Source organism: Parasphingorhabdus pacifica (assembly GCF_054779195.1).
In genome coordinates this window covers 105,634-122,980 of the sequence record NZ_BAAGYS010000007.1, presented here as the reverse complement: position 1 = coordinate 122,980, position 17,347 = coordinate 105,634, and the positions used below count along the sequence as shown (strand labels likewise).

Genomic DNA, 17,347 nt, shown 5'->3' with positions numbered 1-17,347 from the left:
GCCGGAATCCGGGGCCGAGGACTCCGCGCGAGCCGAACCGCCGGACTCCGGTGGTGACCGCCGGGGTCAGGAGCCGGGAATGCGGTGCGGGACGAATGCGGCGCCGTCGTCGGTGATCAAGCCGGGGGTTTCCCGGATGCCGAGCCCGGCGGCGGAATCGCCCACGACCCACGCCCCCAGCGCGGGGCGCATCCCGTCGAACTGGGGCAGCGGATCGAAGGCCTGGTAGACGAATCCCTCGTGCCCGTACACGCCGCCGGTCTCGGTTTCCCAGCCGGGAGCGACGACGGCGATGTTGCTGCCCTCCCTGCCCAGCCGCGGTTTGCGGACGTACTCGGTCAGCAGCCCGGGCTGATCCAGGAACGTGGGCAGCAGGTTCGGGTGCCCCGGGTACATCTCCCACAGGACCGCCAGCAGTGCCTTGTTCGACAGCAGCATCTTCCACAGCGGTTCGATCCACTGGGTCTTGGGCAGTGAGTTGATCGCGTGCTCGCCGAAGGTGTCGTCGACCATCCACTCCCACGGATAGATCTTGACCACCGACTGCATCGGTGCCTCTTCGAGATCGACGAACCGCTCCAGCAGGCTGTCCCAGCCGATCTCCTCGATGGCCAGTCCCACCGTGTCGATCCCGGCTTCGGCCGCGGTCTCCTGCAGGTAGGCGGACGTGATGTTGTCCTCGCCGCTGGTGTCGGCCCCGGACCAGGTGAAGTGCACGTCGTTGGTGGCGAGCTGCTCGCTGATCTCCGACCAGCGCTCGACGAGCTGCTCGTGGATCGAGTTCCACTGGTCGTCGCCCTCGTGGCACTCGGTCATCCAGTGCCACTGCACGACCGCCGCTTCCAGCAGCGAAGTGGGCGTGTCGGCGTTGTACTCCAGCAGCTTCGCCGGTCCCGAACCGTCGTAGCGCAGGTCGAAGCGCCCGTAGAGGTGCGGATCGTTGCGCTGCCACGACTCGGCGATGTGCGGCCACACCCACTCGGGAATCCCGAAGTCCTTGTAGCGCTCCGAGAGGATCACGTTGTCGACGGCTTCCAGGCACATCGACTGGAGCAGTTCCACGTCGGCTTCCAGCGAGAGCACCTCGTCGAGGTTGAACTCGTAGTGCGCCGACTCGTTCCAGTACGGCTGCTGCGAGCCGTCCGCCGCACGTGCCGGGCTACCGAACACCAGGCCGAGTTCCTCGACCTTGCTCCGCCAGTCCGGCCTGCGCTGTCCAGTTCTGCGCCGCACTCGTGCTCAGCTCCCGCTGCCGCTCTTGTTGCCGATGCCGAAGCCGCCGCGCTGCACGGTGGCCCCCTTGGAGTTCTTGATGGTGGCGTTGGAAGGCTTGTTGAAACTGGGGTTCGACACCGTCGATCCGGGCGTCGGTGCCGGTGCACCGGGAGATGTGTAGCCGTAGCGGTACTGGTTGTATCCGCCGACGCCACCGCCCGGCAGGAAGAACGGCATGAAGAACATGCCGCCATTGGTGTAGCCGCCGTTCTCCTCGACGTACTCCTCGTCGCAGAGGTTCTCTTCCTTCGCCACGGCGTTCCCGCCCTGCTCGGCAGCGCAGTACTGGCTGACGGCGTTCTTCTCGGCGCTGTAGGCGGAGCCGGAGTAGAACGCGGCGACCAGCGCCACCACCCCGACGCTGACACCACCGCCCACCATCACGCGGCGACGCTTCTCCGTCTTGCGCTCGGCCTCGGCCAGCTTCTCTTCCTGGCGCTTCTCGGCCGCGATGCGCGCCCGATGCTCGGCCAGCGTGGGTTCCCGCGGCGTCGTGGTGTCCGCGTCCTGGAACCGCATGCGGCCCGGCTGTTCGCCGGTGTCGCCGGACTGTTCGCCGGTGTTCTCGCCGGATTCCTGCGGTTCGTCACCGTTGGCCGGCGGCTTGTTGCCATCACTCATGTGCCCACTCCCAGCCGCAACACTACATTCGCGACCATTCAACCCGCGTAGAGCGTCGTTGTGACGTTACGAAGCCGGTATCGGTTCCGAATCGAGATGGTGCGGCGGGCAATTCGTTGGTCGACAAGGCATCATGAGAACGATGTCCAGCGACCCAGCCCCCGGCCGGACCCGGAAGAAACTGAACACCCGGCTCGTGATGATCTCCGCCGCCATTGGCGCGTTGCTCGTCCTGCTGGTCAGCGCCCTGCTGAACTGGCCAACGGGTGGAGACGGTTCCGGCGCGGGCGGCCCCGGTGGCGAGGGTGCCGCACCCGCGCCGCCGCCGGTCTTCGAAGCCAAGGCCGGGGACTGCCTGAACTGGACGCAGGCGGACGCGGCCGACATCGAACAGGCCCGCTGCAACTCCCCGCACTTGTTCGAGGTCACGGGGCGTGCCGATCTGGGCCCCGAGTTCGCGGGGGAAGCGCCGTACCCCGCCAGCGAGCAGTGGCAGGAACTCAAGCAGGAGCACTGCACCGGAGTGGCGCGGGAATACCTCCAGGGCGGGTTCGATCCGAACGGCCGGTTCAGTGTCGGCGCCTTCACCCCGAGCGAGGAAGGCTGGAACTCCGGCGACCGCGAGCTGCACTGCGGCCTGCAGCAGCCGGGGCCGTCCGGCAAGCTCTACCGCTTCGAGGACCGGGTTGCCAACCTCGACCAGTCCGACGTCTACCAGGTCGGCAAGTGCTTGGGCATCAACGGCACGGCCGTGTGGGAGCCGGTCCGGTGCACCGAGCCGCATTCGGTGGAGATCACCGGTCTGGTCGACCTCGGTGCGCAGTTCCCCGACGGGTACCCGGCGGAGGAGGATCAGGACAACTTCCTGGCTACCCGCTGCGGTGAACTGACCGCCGAGTTCGCGGGGAGCCCAACGGCCGTGGAGGAGAAGGGCCTGGTCGCGTACTGGGACACCGTTCCCCCCGAGAGCTGGGAGGCCGGTTCGCACAAGGTGAACTGCAAGGTCAGCGCGCAGCTGCCGGACGGCAGCGGGCTCGCGCCGGTCACCGGCAGCGTCAAGGGCGAGGTGCGGGTCGGCGAGGAACCCGCTCCGGAGATCAGCGACACCGTCTCCCCTGGAGCACCTGCCGACAACCCGCGCTGACCGGGTGGAGCCGGCTCGGGCGGGAAGGTAGCGACCGCACGGGGCGTTTCGGGTAGAACGGGCACAGCCGCGTTCAAGTCAGGAGTGCCAATGCCGGTCGAGATGACCAGGACCCGTTTCGAGGAACTCGTCGCCGATGCCCTGGATCTGCTGCCCGCGAAGTTCGCGTCGGCCATGAACAACGTGGTCGTGCTCATCGAGGACCGCGACCCCACCGACCCGAGCCTGCTCGGGCTCTACGAGGGCATCGCGCTGACCGAACGCGACAGCGACTACGCGGGCGTGCTGCCCGACCGGATCTTCCTGTACCGGGAAGCGCTGCTGGAGATGTGCGGCAGCGAGCAGCAGGTGGTCGACGAGGTCGCGGTGACGGTGCTGCACGAGATCGCGCACCACTTCGGCATCGACGACGAGACCCTGCACACCTTGGGCTGGGGTTGATCCCTCGCCTGACGCCGGGCCGAGACCGGCCCCGGGCTGGTGATCAGCCGAGCGACTTCGGGCCGGCTTCGGGGACGAGGCCGTCCCAGGTGGTGTAGTGCCAACCCGTTTCCGAGCCGGGAACGGGATCGAGCACGATCGTGCCCGCGTTCGGCAGGTAAGCGGCGTTGGCCTGTTCCTGGTCGACGTTGGCGGCCAGCTGCGCGGCCACCAGCCGCAACATCGCACCGTGGCTGACCATCACCACGGTCCCGGTGCGGATGCCGTCCACGGCTCGCTGGGTGGCCCGGAGGAAGCGGGTAACCGCCTGCCGCCCGGTTTCTCCGCCGGGCATCGGGGCATCGAGTTTGCCGAAGTGCCAGCTCGCGTAGACCTCCTCGAAGTGCTTCCGCGCGGCGGCGGTGGTGCTGCCTTCGAGTTCGCCGACGTACACCTCGTGCGTGCCGTCCACGACGTCGACATCCAGCCCGTGCTTGGCCGCGAGCGGTCGGGCGGTGTCCTGCGCGCGCACCGCGCGGCTGGCGTGGACGGCCACGACGTCGTCCGCGGCGAGCCGTTCGGCCAGTCCGCGAGCCTGCTCGTGCCCTTCCGCGGTCAGTCCCGGGCCGGGCGGGAGGGTGTCCAGCGCCCGCCGCAGGTTCGACGGGGTCTGCCCGTGTCGGGCGAGCACCAGGCGGGTTCCGGGCCGGGGGGTGAGCCGGAGTCCGTCGCGGGTCATGCTCGTTTCCCCGCGCGAACCTCGGCGAGCCAGTCGTAGGACTCGCGGAAGGTCTGTTCGGAAGCGAAGGCTCGGACGCGGGTGGGCGACCGGTCGGCCTTCGGGTACGAGCCGAGGAAGCGCACCTCGCCGCACCGGCGTCGCAATCCGCTCAACGCGTCACCGATCCGGGCGTCGGCGACGTGCCCGTCGAAGTCGAGGTAGAACCGGTACTCGCCGATCCGGTTCTTGATGGGGCGCGATTCGATGCGGCTGAGGTTGATCCCGCGCAGCGAGAGCTCGGTGAGCATCTCGGTCAACGCTCCTACTTCGTGGCTGATCACCACGGCGATCGAGGTGCGGTCCGACCCGGAGGGCTCCGAGAGTTCCGCGGGCGGGCGGACGAGCAGGAATCGGGTGGCCGCGTCCGGGACGTCGGCGATATCGCCTGCCAGCCGCTCCAGCGAGTCGTGGTTCTCGGCCACCATCGGCGCGGACACCGCCGCGTCGACCGCGCCCGCGCTGACCTGCGTGGCCGCGGCGGCCGTCGAACTGGCCGCGACGGTCTCGACGCCGGGCAGGTTCTCGTCCACCCAGTCCCGCACTTGGGCGAGCGCGTGCGGGTGGCTGGCGAGGGTCGAGACCTCGGCTGCGGTGGTACCGCGCCGCACCAGGATGTCGAAGCGGATCGGCAGCACCGCCTCGCGGACCGCGACGAGCGGTTCACCGGCGATCAGCCCGTCCATCGTCGCGGGTACCGAACCCTCGACGGAGTTCTCCATCGGAACGACCGCCGCCTCGGCGTGTTCGGTTCGCACCGCGTTGAGGGCGGCGGAAACGGTGGTGTGCGGGACGAGATCGGCACCGAAGTCGGCGGTGAGGTCGCGAGTCGCCTGTTCGGTGAAGGTTCCTTCTGGGCCCAGGTACGCGATGTGCGGCACGAGTCCCAGCTTACGGGCCGGTCGGAACGCCGGTTCCCGCCCCGCTGCGGTGGAATTCGCGAAGGTGTGACCTATCCGATGACATCTGATGAGAAGTTTCCTGCGATGCTGGGGGCGTGACTGCGGATTCGGAACGCTCCACGGGCCGGGCGGAGCCGGAGCTGCGGCTCGTTCTGTGCGCATTGGACGAACCGCTGGCCGCCGCGTGGCGTGAGATCACCGCCGACCGCGAGGGCATGCGCGTGCACCAGGGTTCGGTGCTGGACCTCCAGGTCGATGCGGTGGTGAGCCCGGCCAACTCCTACGGATGGATGAGAGGCGGTGTGGACGCCGTCTACGCGCGGGCCTTTCCCGAGGTGGAACAACTCGTGCGCAGTGCGGTGCTCGCCTACCACGGCGGTGAACTGCCGGTCGGCGAGGCGCTGCTGGTGCCCACGGCGGTGTCCAGTCCCGCGTGGCTGTTCAGCGCCCCCACGATGCGCGACCCGGGGGACCGGCTGCCGGTCGACACGGTGAACCCGTACCTCTCGGCGCGTGCGGTGCTGCGGTTGTGGGCAGGCGGGATGTTGGCCAACGGCACTCCCGTCCGGCACCTGGTTCGCTCGATCGCGATGCCGGGGTTGGGTACCGGTGTCGGCGGCGCATCGCCGCAGGCGTGTGCCACCCAGGTCGCGGCGGCGTGGGACGAGGTCTTCGCGCGCGTCTGACGGCGACCCGCGGACCGCGTGCCGGGCCACCGTTTACCGACCGGGCGTGTGGGGCAGGCAGTGCGTAACGTCGACCGCGTTGGTCGTCCCCCAGGAGGTCTTCGATGTTGATCCGCAGGTTGGCCCGCCCGCTGCTCGCCGCGTCGTTCATCTACGGCGGTGTGCAGGTGCTCCGAGATGTCCCGAGCCACGCGAAAGCCGCCGCACCGCTCGTGAACCGGACCACCGAGTGCGTCCGGGACTGGTTGCCGGAGCAGGTGCCCACGGACGCCGAAACGCTCGTGAAGCTGGACGGTGTGGTCAAGGTCGGCGCGGGAACCATGCTCGCGCTGGGCAGGTTCCCGCGGTTGTGCTCGCTCCTGCTGGCCGACAGCCTCGTGGCCACCACCCTCGCCACGCACGCGTTCTGGGAGATCGACGACCCGCAGGAGCGCGCCGCGCAGCGGATTCATTTCCTGAAGAACGCTTCGGTGCTCGGCGGGTTGCTGATCAGCGGGGTCGACACGAAGGGCAAGCCCTCGGTCGGCTACCGGACCAAGCACAACGCGCACAAGATCGCCAAGGAGACGAAGAAGGCCGCGCACAAGAAGTGACGGGTCGTCGGTCAACCCCTGCGCACACCGGACCACCCGGGCAGTCGTAGCGTGTCGGGCGTGGCTGTACGCGTGCTCCTGGTCGACGACCACGAAGTCGTTCGGCGCGGTCTGCGTGACCTGCTCGGCACCGAGCACGACATCGACGTCGTCGCCGAGGCCGGGGGCGTGGACGAGGCCCTCGTGCGGGCACGTGCCGAGCGACCGGACGTCGCCCTCGTCGACATGCGGCTCCCCGACGGCGACGGTCTCGAACTGTGCCGCAAGCTGCGCGAGCTCGATGTCGCCCCGCGATCCCTGGTGCTGACCGCGTTCGACGACGAGCAGGCGTTGATCGGCGCCATCAACGCGGGTGCTTCCGGCTACCTGCTGAAGCAGGTTCGCGGCCAGGACCTCGTCAACGCGGTCCGGGAGGTCGCGGCGGGACAGTCGTTGCTCGACCCGGTCACCACCGCCCGCGTGCTGGATCGCCTGCGCCAGTCGTCCAACCCGGTACCGGACGAGCTCGAAAGCCTCACCGAGCAGGAACGCCGGGTGCTCGACCTCATCGGCGAGGGGTTGACCAACCGGCAGATCGCCGAGCGGTTGTTCCTCGCCGAGAAGACCGTGAAGAACTACGTCACCGCCGTGCTCGCCAAGCTCGGGATGGAACGGCGGACCCAGGCGGCCGCGTGGGTCGCCCGGCGTCAGGGGCCCGCGTGACGCGAGGGTCCGTCCGTACCGAACGGCTCGTACTCCGGCCGTTCGACGAATCGGATGTGGACGACGTGTTCGCGTTGCACAACGACCCGGCGGTCATGCGGTTCATCAACGGTGGACGGCCGGTCGAGCGTTCGGAGGTTCACGACCGCACGTTCCCGGCCTTCCTGGAGTACGACCGCAAGGACAGCGGGTACGGGTACTGGGCGGCGGAGTCGTCGACGACGGGTGGCTTCCTCGGGTGGTTCGAACTCGTTCCCCGGGCCTCCGATGTGGAGCTCGGATACCGGCTGCGGGCGTCGGCGTGGGGACGTGGATATGCCACCGAGGGAGCGCGAGCGCTGTTGGACCTCGCTTTCGGCGAACTCGGAGCACGACGGGTGGTGGCCACCGCAATGGCGGTGAACGCGGCGTCCCGACGGGTCATGGAGAAGCTCGGGATGGTGCACGTGGCGACCGTGCACCGGTTGTGGCCGGAAGCCGTCGAGGGCAGCGAGCACGGTGACGTCGAGTACGCGGTGACCGCCGACGCGCACGCCCGTACCGCGTGAGGCCCCGGCCACCCACGGCCGATCCCGTCGCCGTCCGGCCACCGGAACCCGCCGCGCGCCCATCGGCCATGCCGAACCTGGCGCTGCGAGCTCAGGAGAGGGGCACCTCCCACTGGATGGTGGTCCCGCTGTCCGGCGAGGACATGATGGTGCACTGGCCGCCCGCCGCGGCCGCGCGCTCCTCCAGGTGCCGCAGACCGCGCTTGGTGACATCCCGGGGAATCCCGCACCCATCGTCGATCACCTGCAGCAACAAGCCGCCGGCCGACCTGCGGATCCGAACCAGGACCGTGCTCGCACCGGAATGCCGGACCACGTTCGACAGCGATTCGCGGAGCGCGGCGCGGGCGTGATCGGCCACCGCGACCGGAATCCCGTCGAGGTCCCCCTCGATCTCCAGCCGGGGCGGCCGCCCCAGCAGCTCCCCGGCGATCTGCACTTCGGAACGCATCGAATCGCCCAGGTCCGGGGCGTGCGCGGGCGGCTCCGGGTCGGCCGACCGCAACGTCCGCACCGTGGCCCGCACCTCGGCGATGGTCTGGTCGAGCTGGTCCATCGTCTCGGCCAGCCGCGCGGACTCCGCCGCGTCCAGCCGCGCGGACAACTGGCGGTCCAGCACCTCCAGCTGGACTCCGGCGCCGTAGAGCCGCTGCACGATCACGTCGTGCAGATCGCGGGCGATACGCTCCCGCTCCTGGTAGACGGCGATGCGCTGGCGTGCCGTCGACCCCTCGGCCAACACCAGGGCCAGCCCTGCCTGCGCGGCGAAAGCCGTCAAGACGTCCACCGCGACCCTGGTGAACGTGCTCTCGCCTCGCCGCCGGTAGACGGCCAGCGCACCGAGTCGGCGCTCACTGGTCCCGAACGGGGCCACCGCGAACGGCCCGTACACCCGCAGCGAAGCGGGTACGTACGGCGCGGTCAGCGGGTCGTCGATCAGGTCGTCGACCACGATCGGCACACCGCTGCGGGCGACACGTGCGGCCGCCGAACGCGCGGACAGCACCGCCCCGACCGGATCGCCGATCGGTCCGGTCTCGGTCGAACCACCGTAGGCGGCTTCGACCGTCAGACGGCCGTCGTCGGTCCGCACCATCACGAGCCCCAGGTCGGCCTCGGCCAGCGCCGCCGCGCGGCGCACCACCAGGGGCAGGACGGTGTCGGGCTCCTCCGTCGACAGCGCCACCTTGGTGATCTCGGTGGACGCCGCCAACATGCGCCTTGCCAGGGTGGAATCCATGTCGTACACGAGGCTAATGCTCCCGGCGTCGTCGTGACGGGCTGCGCGGAGCCCGCGAGTGGAATATGGCCGGACCGCGAGGTGCGCCATCTCGCCGGGCGTCGGTCACTCGCCACCCCCGTGGACGGCATTCCGCTCCCGGTCCGGTGATTCGCGGCTTCCCGCGGTGGCGTCCTCGCGCAGCACGCTGATCTCGCCACCCTCGATCCGGACCACGATGTCGGCGTGTTCGGTCTCCGACCACCGGTGGGTCACGTGGAACACGGTCACGTCCCGCAGGTCGTGCCGCATCCGGGAGAGCAACGCCTCCGACGTGGGCACGTCCAGATGGGCGGTGGGTTCGTCCAGCAACATCAGCTCGGCGTCCCGATACAGCAGGGCGCGCGCCAGCGCGATGCGCTGCGCCTCGCCACCCGAGACCGCGGCACCTCCCGCTCCGACGAACTCGTCCAACCTGGTTTCCCACTCCGGAAGTCCCGCCCGGTCCAACGCACCGGCCAGCTCCCGGTCGTCGGCCGTCGGTGCGGCCACCCGCAGGTTCTCCCGGAGCGTGGTCGCCACCAGTTGCGGTTCCTGCGGGCACCACGCAACCCGATCGGGCACCGACAGGTGGCCGTGCTCGGGACGTAGGAATCCGAGCAGCAGCGTCATCAGCGTGGACTTCCCGCCCCCAGAAGGCCCGACGACGGCGACGTGCGCGCCCGCGGGGACCACGAGGTTCGCGGAGCGCAACGCGGAGCCGTCCGCACCGGGCCAACGTGCGGACACCGCGTGGAGCCGCACAGCGCCCGGTTCGGTGCGCTCCTGCTGCGCCCCGACTTCACCGTCGTCCTCCGCACCGGTGGCGAGCAACGGTGCGAGACGGGACCGCGCCGCCCGCAACGACCGCCACTGCCGAGCCGCTTCCGGCAACGGGTTGACCGCTTCGGCGGCGGCCAGCGGCACCAGGGCCAGCAGCGGAGCCAGCTCGGGTGCTAGCCGGCCCGCGGCGACCGCATCGGCACCGAGCCACACCCCGCCGAACACCGCCGCACCGACCGCGACGATGAGCACCGCGGTCGCGGCTCCGGCTCCGAACGCGGCGCGGCGAGTGCGAGCCGCCAACCGCGCGTCCTCCTCGGCGAGTTCGGCGCGCCGGGTGGTGTGCGCGCCGAAGGCGATGAGTTCCGCCGCCCCGTCCAGCAGTGCGAGGACGCGCGCCGAGACCCGGCGCCTGCCTTCGGACACCGCGAGGCTCGCGTGGCGTTCGGCCGCGAGCCCGACCGCCGAACCGCCGATACCGGCCAGCAGCAGCGAACCGGCGAGCAGCGCACCGGCTTGCGGCAGGACCATCGACTGGACCACCACGGCCGCCAGCGCGACGATCACCGCCACCGCCGGTGGCAGCAGTACGCGAGGGACGAGATCGCGCACCGTGTCGACGTCGTCGACCAGCCGCGCCACCCCGTCGTCGCGGCGCAGGGTGGCACTGCGGACCGGACCCAACCGCACCAGGCCGTTCCACAACCGCCCGCGCAGCCTGGTCGAGAGCCGGAACGCGGCATCGTGGGTGGCCAGCCGTTCGATGTAGCGGAATCCGGCGCGGGACAACGCGAACGTACGAACTCCGACCGCCGCGACCGACAGCGCGAGCACTGGCGGCTGCTGCGAAGCCCGCGCGATCAGCCATGCCGCGGTGGCGGTCAGCGCGAGCCCGGACACCAGTGACAGCGCACCGAGCCCCACTCCCAGCAGGCCGCGCGCGGTGATCAGATCGCGCCAGTGGGGCCGCGCGGCGGGCAGGACCGGCGGAGTTTCGCCGCCCGCCGCCCGCGGTTCCTCGGCTTCCGCCCGGCCGGTATCGGGCCGGTGGCTGGCCAGCACGACCGCCGTTCCCTGCTCGGCCACCCGGCGGATCTCGGTGTTCACGTGCCGCGCGGTGGCGGCGTCGAGGTGCGCGGTCGGTTCGTCGAGCAGCAGGATCCGAGCTCCGGTCCGCACGCGCAGGAACGCCCTCGCGAGCGCGATCCGCTGGCGCTCGCCGGTGGAGAGCTCGTCCACCCGCCGATCCGCCAGGTGGGCGGCTCCGGCTTGCCGCAGTGCCTCCGCCGGACCGCCAGTCGCCGGACCGCCAGTCGCCGGACCGCCAGCCGCCGGCTGGTCGGACACCGCCAGCGCGAGCTCGTCGGCGACCGTCCCTCCGGTGAACGCCGGCTGCTGCGGCACCCACGCGAGGAGACGTCGCCATTCGGTCCGGTCGATGTCCTCGATGTCGGTGCCGCCGTAGTCGGCGCCACCCGCTTCGGGCACGGTGAAGCCGAGCAGCACGGCGAACGTGGTGGATTTCCCGCTGCCGCTGGGCCCGATTCCGTCGAAACCGTCCAGGTGCACGATCTCGCCCGGTCGGGCGGTGAAACCCAGTCCCTCCGGGGCGTACCCGTCGCGGCGCCGCACCCGCAGGTCGCGCACTCGCAGCGGTCCGTCGCCGGGCAGCGAGCCGCCGGACCGGTCGGAACCGGTCGGGACCACCTCGTCGACCCGCCGGACCGCTTCGACTCCGTCCTCGCTGGCGTGGTGGGCGGCACCGGCCGCGCGCAACGGCAGGTAGCACTCCGGCGCCAGCACCAGCACCAGCAGCCCGGTGGCGAGGTCGAGTTCGCCGGAGACCAACCGGAATCCGATGCCGACGGCGATGAGTGCGACCGACAGGGAAGCCAGGAATTCCAGGACCAGCGCCGAGAGGAACGCGATACGCAGGGTCGAGATCGTGCTCCGGCGGTGCCGCTCACTCACCTTCCGCACCACCTCGCCCTGGGCACGCGCCCGCCCGAACGCGGTCAGTACCGGCAGCGCGCGGACCAGTTCGAGCACCTGCCCGGAGAGCCGCTGCGCCGCGTCTGCCGCGCGCGAGGTGCGGGTTTCGGTGTAGCGACCGACGAGCCAGGCGAACAGCGGGATCAACGGAACCGTGATCGCGATGGTCAACGCCGCGACGGCATCGGAAGCGAGGATCCACGCTCCGACCAGTGGTGGAACGACGGCTGCGGTCACCAGGGCGGGCAGGTACTTGGTGAAGTAGGCGTCGAGCGAGTCGAGCCCCTTGGTGGCCAGCGAGGTCAGCTCGGCGGGGCCGCGTTCCCGGATCCACTCCGGTCCGCGCCGCAGCGAAGAATCGAGCAGGACCCGCCGGAGCTCCTCCTTGGCGCCCGCGGCAGCCCTGGCCGAAACCAGTTCGATCGCCCAGCCGAACACCGCGCGCCCGAGGGTCGCCACGGCGAGCACGACCAGCCGATCTCCGATGGCGGCCGCGTCCGCACCGCCGGTCACGATCGCCGCAAGCCCGGTGGCCAGCGCCCACGCCTGCGCGATCAGCGCGATCGCGTTGCCCGTGGCCAGGAGCCCGGTGCTGAGCAGCGCGCGCCGGGCGGAGGGGGAAAGCTTCGGGAGCGCGCCCAGCGGTCCCGTCATGGCACGTGCACCGGCGGGATGTGCCGGGTGCCGATCCGCTTGCGGAACACCCAGTACGTCCAGCCCTGGTAGACCATCACGGCAGGGGCGCCGAACGCCGCGACCCAACTCATCACGACCAGCGTGTACGGGCTGGAGGCCGTATCCGCCACCGAGAGCGACCAGGCGGGGTCCAGGGTGGAGGGGATGACGTTGGGCCACAGCGAGCCGAACAGCGTCAGCGCCACGCCTGCCAGCGCCACGCCCTGCAGGGCGAACGCCTGGCCGTCCCGACGGCCTGCCTGGCGGGCCAGCGCACCGACCGCCGCGATCAGTGCAATGCCCAGCGGCACCCATACCCACGGGGCGCCCGCGGTGAGCTGGGCGATCACCACCAGGGCGACGATCGGCAGCAGCAGCGGGACGCCCCAACGCAGCGCGAACCGGCGCGCCTTCTCACGCAGCTCGCCCTCGGTCTTCAGCGACAGGAACATCGCGCCGTGCAGCAGCGAGAACCCGCACACCGCGGCGGCGCCGAGCAGGTTGGTGCCGGTCAGGATTTCCAGTGGGCCGCCCACCCGGTTTCCGTCGGCGTCCAGGGGCAGGCCGAACACGCTCGCCGACAGGATCAGGCCCACCATCAGCGGCGCCGTCCACGAAGCGATGACGATCACCGCGTCCCAGCTCCCGCGCCACCGGTCGGTGTCCACCTTCCCCCGGTACTCGAAGGCGACACCGCGCCCGATCAGCACGAGCAGCAGCACCAGGACCGGCAGGTAGGCGGTGCTGAACAGCGAGGCGTACCAGCCGGGGAAGGCCGCGAACATGGCACCGCCCGCGGTGATCAGCCAGACCTCGTTGCCGTCCCACACCGGACCGATCGTGTTGATCAACGCGCGCCGCTCGCGCTCCTTCCTGCCGATGATCGGCAGCAACATGCCGACGCCGAAGTCGAAACCCTCCAGGAACAGGTAGCCCAGCCACAGGAAGGCGATGAGGCAGAACCAGAAGGTGGGCAGATCCATCAGGGCCTCTTTCGGAGTGGATCGGAGTGGTGACCGGTGCGGACTTCGCGGGGGCTGTCAGTAGGCGAAGGACAGTCAGTAGGCGAAGGACAGGGCATCGGGGTTCTCCTCCTCTCCGGTCTGTTCAGGGGGCATCACGGCCTCGACGCCCGCGCGCACGTAGCGGACGATCAGGAACACTTCGACGGCGGCGAGCACCCCGTAAACGGTGGTGAGCGCGATGGTCGAGGTGAGCATCTCGCCGGGGGAGACTCCCGAGGACACTGCCGAAGCGGTGTACATCCACACCCCGTCGACGCCGGAGGGGTTGGGGTTGGGCGCCACGACGAACGGCTGCCGCCCCATCTCGGTGAAGATCCAGCCGAACGCGTTGCCCAGGAACGGAGTCGCGATGCTGGCCACGGCCAGCGGCGCCCACCAGCGTCCCGGCGGGAACTTGTTCTTGCGGGTGAACCACAGGACGGCCGCGGCGCCGGCCGCGGCGAGCGCGCCGAACCCGATCATGAAGCGGAATCCCCAGTAGGTGACCGGTAGGTTGGGCTGGTAATCGATGGGTTCACCGGCGAACGTGCCGAGCTGCGGATCGTCCGGGTAATGCGTGCCGTACTTGGCCTGGTACTCGGGGATCAGCTGCTCGACGCCCTTGACCTCGCTGTGGAGGTCGCCGTTGGCCAGGTAGGAGAGCACGTACGGGACCGTGAAGCTCTTGACGTCCTCGCAGTCGGCCCGGCTCACGTCACCGTAGGCGAAGATCGAGAAGCTCGCGGGTGCCTCGGTGTGGCACAGCGCCTCGGCGGAGGCCATCTTCATCGGTTGCTGCTCGAACATGAGCTTGGCCTGGACATCACCGCTGACGGCCAACCCGGCGAAGGCCACGACACCGACCCACGCGCCGAGCCGCATCGAACCGTGCCACAGCTTGCGGTCCTCGTCGTCCGAGGTGGAGTTCCGGTGGTGCTTCGCGATCTTCCACGCGGAGATGCCGATCAGGAACGACCCCGCCACCGCGAAGCAACCGAACACGGTGTGCGGGAAAGCGGCCAGCACGGTGTTGTTGGTCAGCACCGCCCAGATCGAGTTCAGCTGCGGCTCGCCGTCGACGAGTTCGATGCCCACCGGGTGCTGCATCCACGAGTTCGCCGACAGGATGAAGTAGGCGGAGAGCACCGTGGCCAGCGAGAACGCCCAGGCGCACGCCAGGTGCACGCCCTTGGGCAACCGGTCCCACCCGAAGATCCACAGCCCCAGGAACGTGGACTCCACGAAGAACGCCACGAGCGCTTCCATCGCCAGCGGTGCCCCGAAGACGTCGCCGACGAACCGTGAGTACGCGCTCCAGGCCATGCCGAACTGGAATTCCTGCACGATGCCGGTGACCACTCCCATGGCGAAGTTGATCATCATCAACTTGCCCCAGAACTTGGTCATCTTCAGGTAGCGCCGGTTGCCGGTCCGCCACCACGCCGTCTGCATCCCGGCTACCAGGATCGACAGTCCGATGGTCAGCGGAACCATAAGGAAGTGGTAGACCGTCGTGATGCCGAACTGCCACCGGGCGATGTCGAGTAGGTCCACGGTTGCCAGGCTGGCACACGCGGGATCACGCCCCACCAGGTCAATCGTCCTGAACAACCCGTTCGGGGAGTCCTGGTCCGGTAGGGACTTTGGTCCCGTGGTGGACTTTGATCCCGCCTCGGACGAATACCGGTCGGACGAATACCGGTCGGAGATCCGTGGCCTGAACTCCGCGGTGGGCTCAAGCGTGGTGGGCTTTGATCCCTCGGCGGGGCCCGGCGTCGAGCTGCCCTTCTTTCTACCAAGCAACGGCCCGGCGCGGAACCCTTCGCGTTCCGCTATCCCCGGACCGACTGAGCCTGCGACGCGGGCAGCACCGTTCCGGTCACCTCGGCCAGCCCGACGACGGAACCGTCCGGCCCGGGGGCGTGACCGCTGAGAGCCACCCGGTCGCCGTCCTGCAGGAACGTCCGCTGCTCACCGTCTCCGAGCGTGATCGGTTCGGATCCGCCCCAGGTGAGTTCGAGCAGACACCCCCGCTGGTCCCGGTCCGGCCCGGACACCGTTCCCGAGGTGAACAGATCGCCCGGACGGACCGGTGCGCCGCCGACGGTCAGGTGCGCGAGCTGCTGCGCCGGAGACCACACCATGTCCGCGAACGGTGGCGACGAAACCAGCGTGTCGTTGCAGCGCACGCCGAGCGTCAGGTCCAGTCCCCACGGTTCGGCCTCCACGAGGTACTCGACCAGCGGGTGCTCCGACTCCGGGACGGGGACGCGAGCCTCGGCCAGCGCGGCGAGCGGAGTGATCCAACCGGAGATCGAGGTCGCGAACGATGTGGACACCAACGGGCCGAGCGGCTGGTTCTCCCACGACTGGACGTCCCGCGCCGACCAGTCGTTGACGAGGGCGACACCGAACACGTGGGAGTCGAATTCCGAGGTCGGCACGCCTGCGGCGGGGTCGCCGCCGCAGACGAAGCCGACCTCGGCCTCGAAGTCCAGTCGCCGGGTCGGTCCGAACACCGGCCGCGAATCCCCGGAGAGCCTGCGCTGCCCGGCGGGCCGCACGACGTCGGTGCCCGACACGCGCACCGTTCCGCTGCGGCCGTGGTTGCCCACGGGCAGGTGCGACCAGTTGTCGGGCACCGACGAGACGGCGTGCAGGATGTGGCCGAGGTTCTCGGCGTGGGGCCGCGATGCGCAGAAGCCCACGTAATCCGCCACGGTGAACGGCAACATCTGGGTGTGCCAGTCGGTGCGCACCAACCCCGCGCCACGGGGCGCGCGGTCGGCGCCGACCAGCTCGACGAGCCGCTCCCGCAGCTCGCGCCAGGCAGCCGGGCCCGCCGCGAGCAGTGGATCCAACGAACTCGCTTCGACGAGTTCGGTCAGCCGGGGACCGAACGAATCGGCGAGCGGCCGCAACGGGATCGCGTGCTTGCCGACTCGAACGGTCACGACCGGTCCGGTCGAGGTCACGAGTACGCCGTAGGGCAGCGTTTGGGGCCCGAAGGGCTTGCCCGGGGCGAACTCGGGATCCTCGATCCAGGTCACAACAGCCCCAACCCTTCCAGATCGGTCACCGGCTCGTCGAGCGAGCAGGACGCGTACGAGGAGAACACGGATCGGACAGCCCCGGCAGCGGCTTCGGAGAACGACGTGGCCTCCGCGGCCAGTGCCTCGTGGTCGGTGCTGGCCAACGCCTCTCGCACGTCCTTGCCGGACAGCGACCGGCCGGTGGCCACGAGCAGGTTCAGGAACCCGTGGTGCTGGAAGCCGGTCTCCGGGTCGGTGCGGCGGACCGCCTTGTGCATGCCCGTGGTGGCCTTGAAGGGGACGTTCAGCGTGCTCGCGATCGCGAGGAACTCGGCGATGACCTCGACGCTGGGGAACGACTCGGCGGTCTCCCCGCCGAGCCGGAGCTTCGGCCAGCAGCCGTGATCGGCGACCTTCTTCACCCCCTCCAGCCAGCCGTTGTCGCCACGGCGCGGTTCGACCGCGCGGACCACGTCCTCGGGGACGAATTCGGAGACCCGTTCCAGCCAGACGTCGTCGACGTCGGCAGGAGCGGGCATCTCGACCATGCGCAGCTCCAGCAGTTCCTGGCGTCCTTCGATGATGGACAAGGCCTTCGGTACGCCACCGAGTCCGGTGTCGCACACCAGCGACAGGGCGACCGGTCGCGCCGGTCTCACCTTGGCCAGCTCGGTGATCAGTTCGGCCAGCCGGGACGCCTTGCACAGCATCGGCCCCATCACCCCGGCGTACTGACCGTCTCTTGTGTCCAGGTGGGCGGCGACCGCTTCCGGTACGGGCGAGCTCCCGGGAGGAAACAACGCCGCGTCGTCAACCAGTCGGGCGAAAAGGGGCGGTATGCCGCGCGGACCAGGCGCGCGAAGCTCAACAGCGCTTGACACGGCTGACACGCTAATGCCGCACCGCTCGGGGAACAAAGGTGGCCGATTCTCAG

At 70.0% G+C, this 17,347-nt stretch carries 16 protein-coding genes; 6 read left to right on the top strand and 10 right to left on the bottom strand.

The features are described 5' to 3' along the window. Window positions 1-66 precede the first annotated feature (66 nt). Window positions 67-1,233 carry a glutathionylspermidine synthase family protein gene (locus ACYVAN_RS09970; RefSeq protein ID WP_460958034.1) on the bottom strand — a complete coding sequence of 389 codons (1,167 nt, stop codon included), beginning with the start codon at window positions 1,231-1,233 and terminating at the stop codon, window positions 67-69. Window positions 1,234-1,239: 6 nt separating this feature from the next. Continuing rightward, a complete protein-coding gene (locus tag ACYVAN_RS09965; protein ID WP_460958032.1) occupies window positions 1,240-1,896 on the bottom strand; it encodes a hypothetical protein in 657 nt (218 codons plus the stop codon). 142 nt (window positions 1,897-2,038) lie between these two features. Here ACYVAN_RS09965 and ACYVAN_RS09960 point away from each other — a divergent pair, with 142 nt between their 5' ends. Together ACYVAN_RS09960 and ACYVAN_RS09955 are read left to right on the top strand one after the other, a co-directional pair. Then, window positions 2,039-3,040 carry a septum formation family protein gene (locus tag ACYVAN_RS09960; RefSeq protein WP_460958030.1) on the top strand — a complete coding sequence of 334 codons (1,002 nt, stop codon included), beginning with the start codon at window positions 2,039-2,041 and terminating at the stop codon, window positions 3,038-3,040. Between the two features lie 90 nt (window positions 3,041-3,130). Beyond that, the gene (locus ACYVAN_RS09955; protein ID WP_460958028.1) at window positions 3,131-3,481 is read left to right on the top strand and encodes a metallopeptidase family protein; all 351 of its coding nucleotides are present in this window, start codon (window positions 3,131-3,133) and stop codon (window positions 3,479-3,481) included. 43 nt (window positions 3,482-3,524) lie between these two features. Here ACYVAN_RS09955 and ACYVAN_RS09950 read toward each other — a convergent pair whose 3' ends face one another. Continuing rightward, on the bottom strand, window positions 3,525-4,199 hold the full coding sequence (locus ACYVAN_RS09950; protein WP_460958026.1) for a histidine phosphatase family protein: 675 nt from the start codon (window positions 4,197-4,199) through the stop codon (window positions 3,525-3,527). Beyond that, window positions 4,196-5,119: a prephenate dehydratase gene (gene pheA, locus ACYVAN_RS09945; protein ID WP_460958024.1), complete on the bottom strand. Its 924-nt coding sequence runs from the start codon at window positions 5,117-5,119 to the stop codon at window positions 4,196-4,198. Before pheA ends, ACYVAN_RS09950 begins: the two co-directional genes overlap by 4 nt. A 116-nt stretch (window positions 5,120-5,235) precedes the next feature. On the opposite strand from pheA, the gene ACYVAN_RS09940 reads away from it, so the two are divergent. The 4 genes from ACYVAN_RS09940 (at window position 5,236) to ACYVAN_RS09925 (ending at window position 7,669) form a co-directional block, all read left to right on the top strand. Beyond that, window positions 5,236-5,826: a macro domain-containing protein gene (locus ACYVAN_RS09940; protein WP_460958022.1), complete on the top strand. Its 591-nt coding sequence runs from the start codon at window positions 5,236-5,238 to the stop codon at window positions 5,824-5,826. Between the two features lie 104 nt (window positions 5,827-5,930). Then, window positions 5,931-6,419 (top strand): DoxX family protein, encoded by a 489-nt coding sequence (locus ACYVAN_RS09935; protein ID WP_460958020.1) that lies wholly within the window; start codon window positions 5,931-5,933, stop codon window positions 6,417-6,419. 60 nt (window positions 6,420-6,479) lie between these two features. Then, a complete protein-coding gene (locus ACYVAN_RS09930) occupies window positions 6,480-7,121 on the top strand; it encodes a response regulator (protein WP_460958018.1) in 642 nt (213 codons plus the stop codon). Next, entirely contained in the window at window positions 7,118-7,669 is a 552-nt protein-coding gene (locus ACYVAN_RS09925; RefSeq protein ID WP_460958016.1) for a GNAT family N-acetyltransferase, read from the top strand. The genes ACYVAN_RS09930 and ACYVAN_RS09925 overlap by 4 nt, the downstream gene beginning before the upstream one ends. A 91-nt stretch (window positions 7,670-7,760) precedes the next feature. On the opposite strand, the gene ACYVAN_RS09920 is transcribed toward ACYVAN_RS09925, so the two are convergent. The 6 genes from ACYVAN_RS09920 to ACYVAN_RS09895 form a co-directional block, all read right to left on the bottom strand. Then, on the bottom strand, window positions 7,761-8,909 hold the full coding sequence (locus tag ACYVAN_RS09920) for a GAF domain-containing sensor histidine kinase (protein WP_460958713.1): 1,149 nt from the start codon (window positions 8,907-8,909) through the stop codon (window positions 7,761-7,763). A 105-nt stretch (window positions 8,910-9,014) separates the two neighbouring features. Then, the gene (cydD, locus tag ACYVAN_RS09915) at window positions 9,015-12,356 is read right to left on the bottom strand and encodes a thiol reductant ABC exporter subunit CydD (protein ID WP_460958014.1); all 3,342 of its coding nucleotides are present in this window, start codon (window positions 12,354-12,356) and stop codon (window positions 9,015-9,017) included. Beyond that, complete coding sequence (gene cydB, locus ACYVAN_RS09910) at window positions 12,353-13,360, bottom strand: cytochrome d ubiquinol oxidase subunit II (RefSeq protein WP_460958011.1); 1,008 nt, start codon at window positions 13,358-13,360, stop codon at window positions 12,353-12,355. The genes cydD and cydB overlap by 4 nt, the downstream gene beginning before the upstream one ends. A gap of 75 nt (window positions 13,361-13,435) precedes the next feature. Then, window positions 13,436-14,935, bottom strand: coding sequence for a cytochrome ubiquinol oxidase subunit I (locus ACYVAN_RS09905; protein ID WP_460958009.1), 1,500 nt, complete (start codon window positions 14,933-14,935; stop codon window positions 13,436-13,438). A gap of 278 nt (window positions 14,936-15,213) precedes the next feature. Next, on the bottom strand, window positions 15,214-16,431 hold the full coding sequence (locus ACYVAN_RS09900; RefSeq protein WP_460958007.1) for a fumarylacetoacetate hydrolase family protein: 1,218 nt from the start codon (window positions 16,429-16,431) through the stop codon (window positions 15,214-15,216). After that, window positions 16,428-17,294 (bottom strand): hypothetical protein, encoded by an 867-nt coding sequence (locus tag ACYVAN_RS09895; RefSeq protein ID WP_460958005.1) that lies wholly within the window; start codon window positions 17,292-17,294, stop codon window positions 16,428-16,430. The genes ACYVAN_RS09900 and ACYVAN_RS09895 overlap by 4 nt, the downstream gene beginning before the upstream one ends. Window positions 17,295-17,347: the final 53 nt, after the last annotated feature.

Coding starts and splice junctions, on each gene's coding strand:
- ACYVAN_RS09965 (WP_460958032.1), bottom strand. CDS start 1,896: ATGAGTGATGGCAACAAGCCGCCGGCCAACGGTGACGAACCGCAGGAA.
- ACYVAN_RS09960 (WP_460958030.1), top strand. CDS start 2,039: ATGTCCAGCGACCCAGCCCCCGGCCGGACCCGGAAGAAACTGAACACC.
- ACYVAN_RS09955 (WP_460958028.1), top strand. CDS start 3,131: ATGCCGGTCGAGATGACCAGGACCCGTTTCGAGGAACTCGTCGCCGAT.
- ACYVAN_RS09950 (WP_460958026.1), bottom strand. CDS start 4,199: ATGACCCGCGACGGACTCCGGCTCACCCCCCGGCCCGGAACCCGCCTG.
- ACYVAN_RS09935 (WP_460958020.1), top strand. CDS start 5,931: ATGTTGATCCGCAGGTTGGCCCGCCCGCTGCTCGCCGCGTCGTTCATC.
- ACYVAN_RS09920 (WP_460958713.1), bottom strand. CDS start 8,909: ATGGATTCCACCCTGGCAAGGCGCATGTTGGCGGCGTCCACCGAGATC.
- cydD (WP_460958014.1), bottom strand. CDS start 12,356: ATGACGGGACCGCTGGGCGCGCTCCCGAAGCTTTCCCCCTCCGCCCGG.
- cydB (WP_460958011.1), bottom strand. CDS start 13,360: ATGGATCTGCCCACCTTCTGGTTCTGCCTCATCGCCTTCCTGTGGCTG.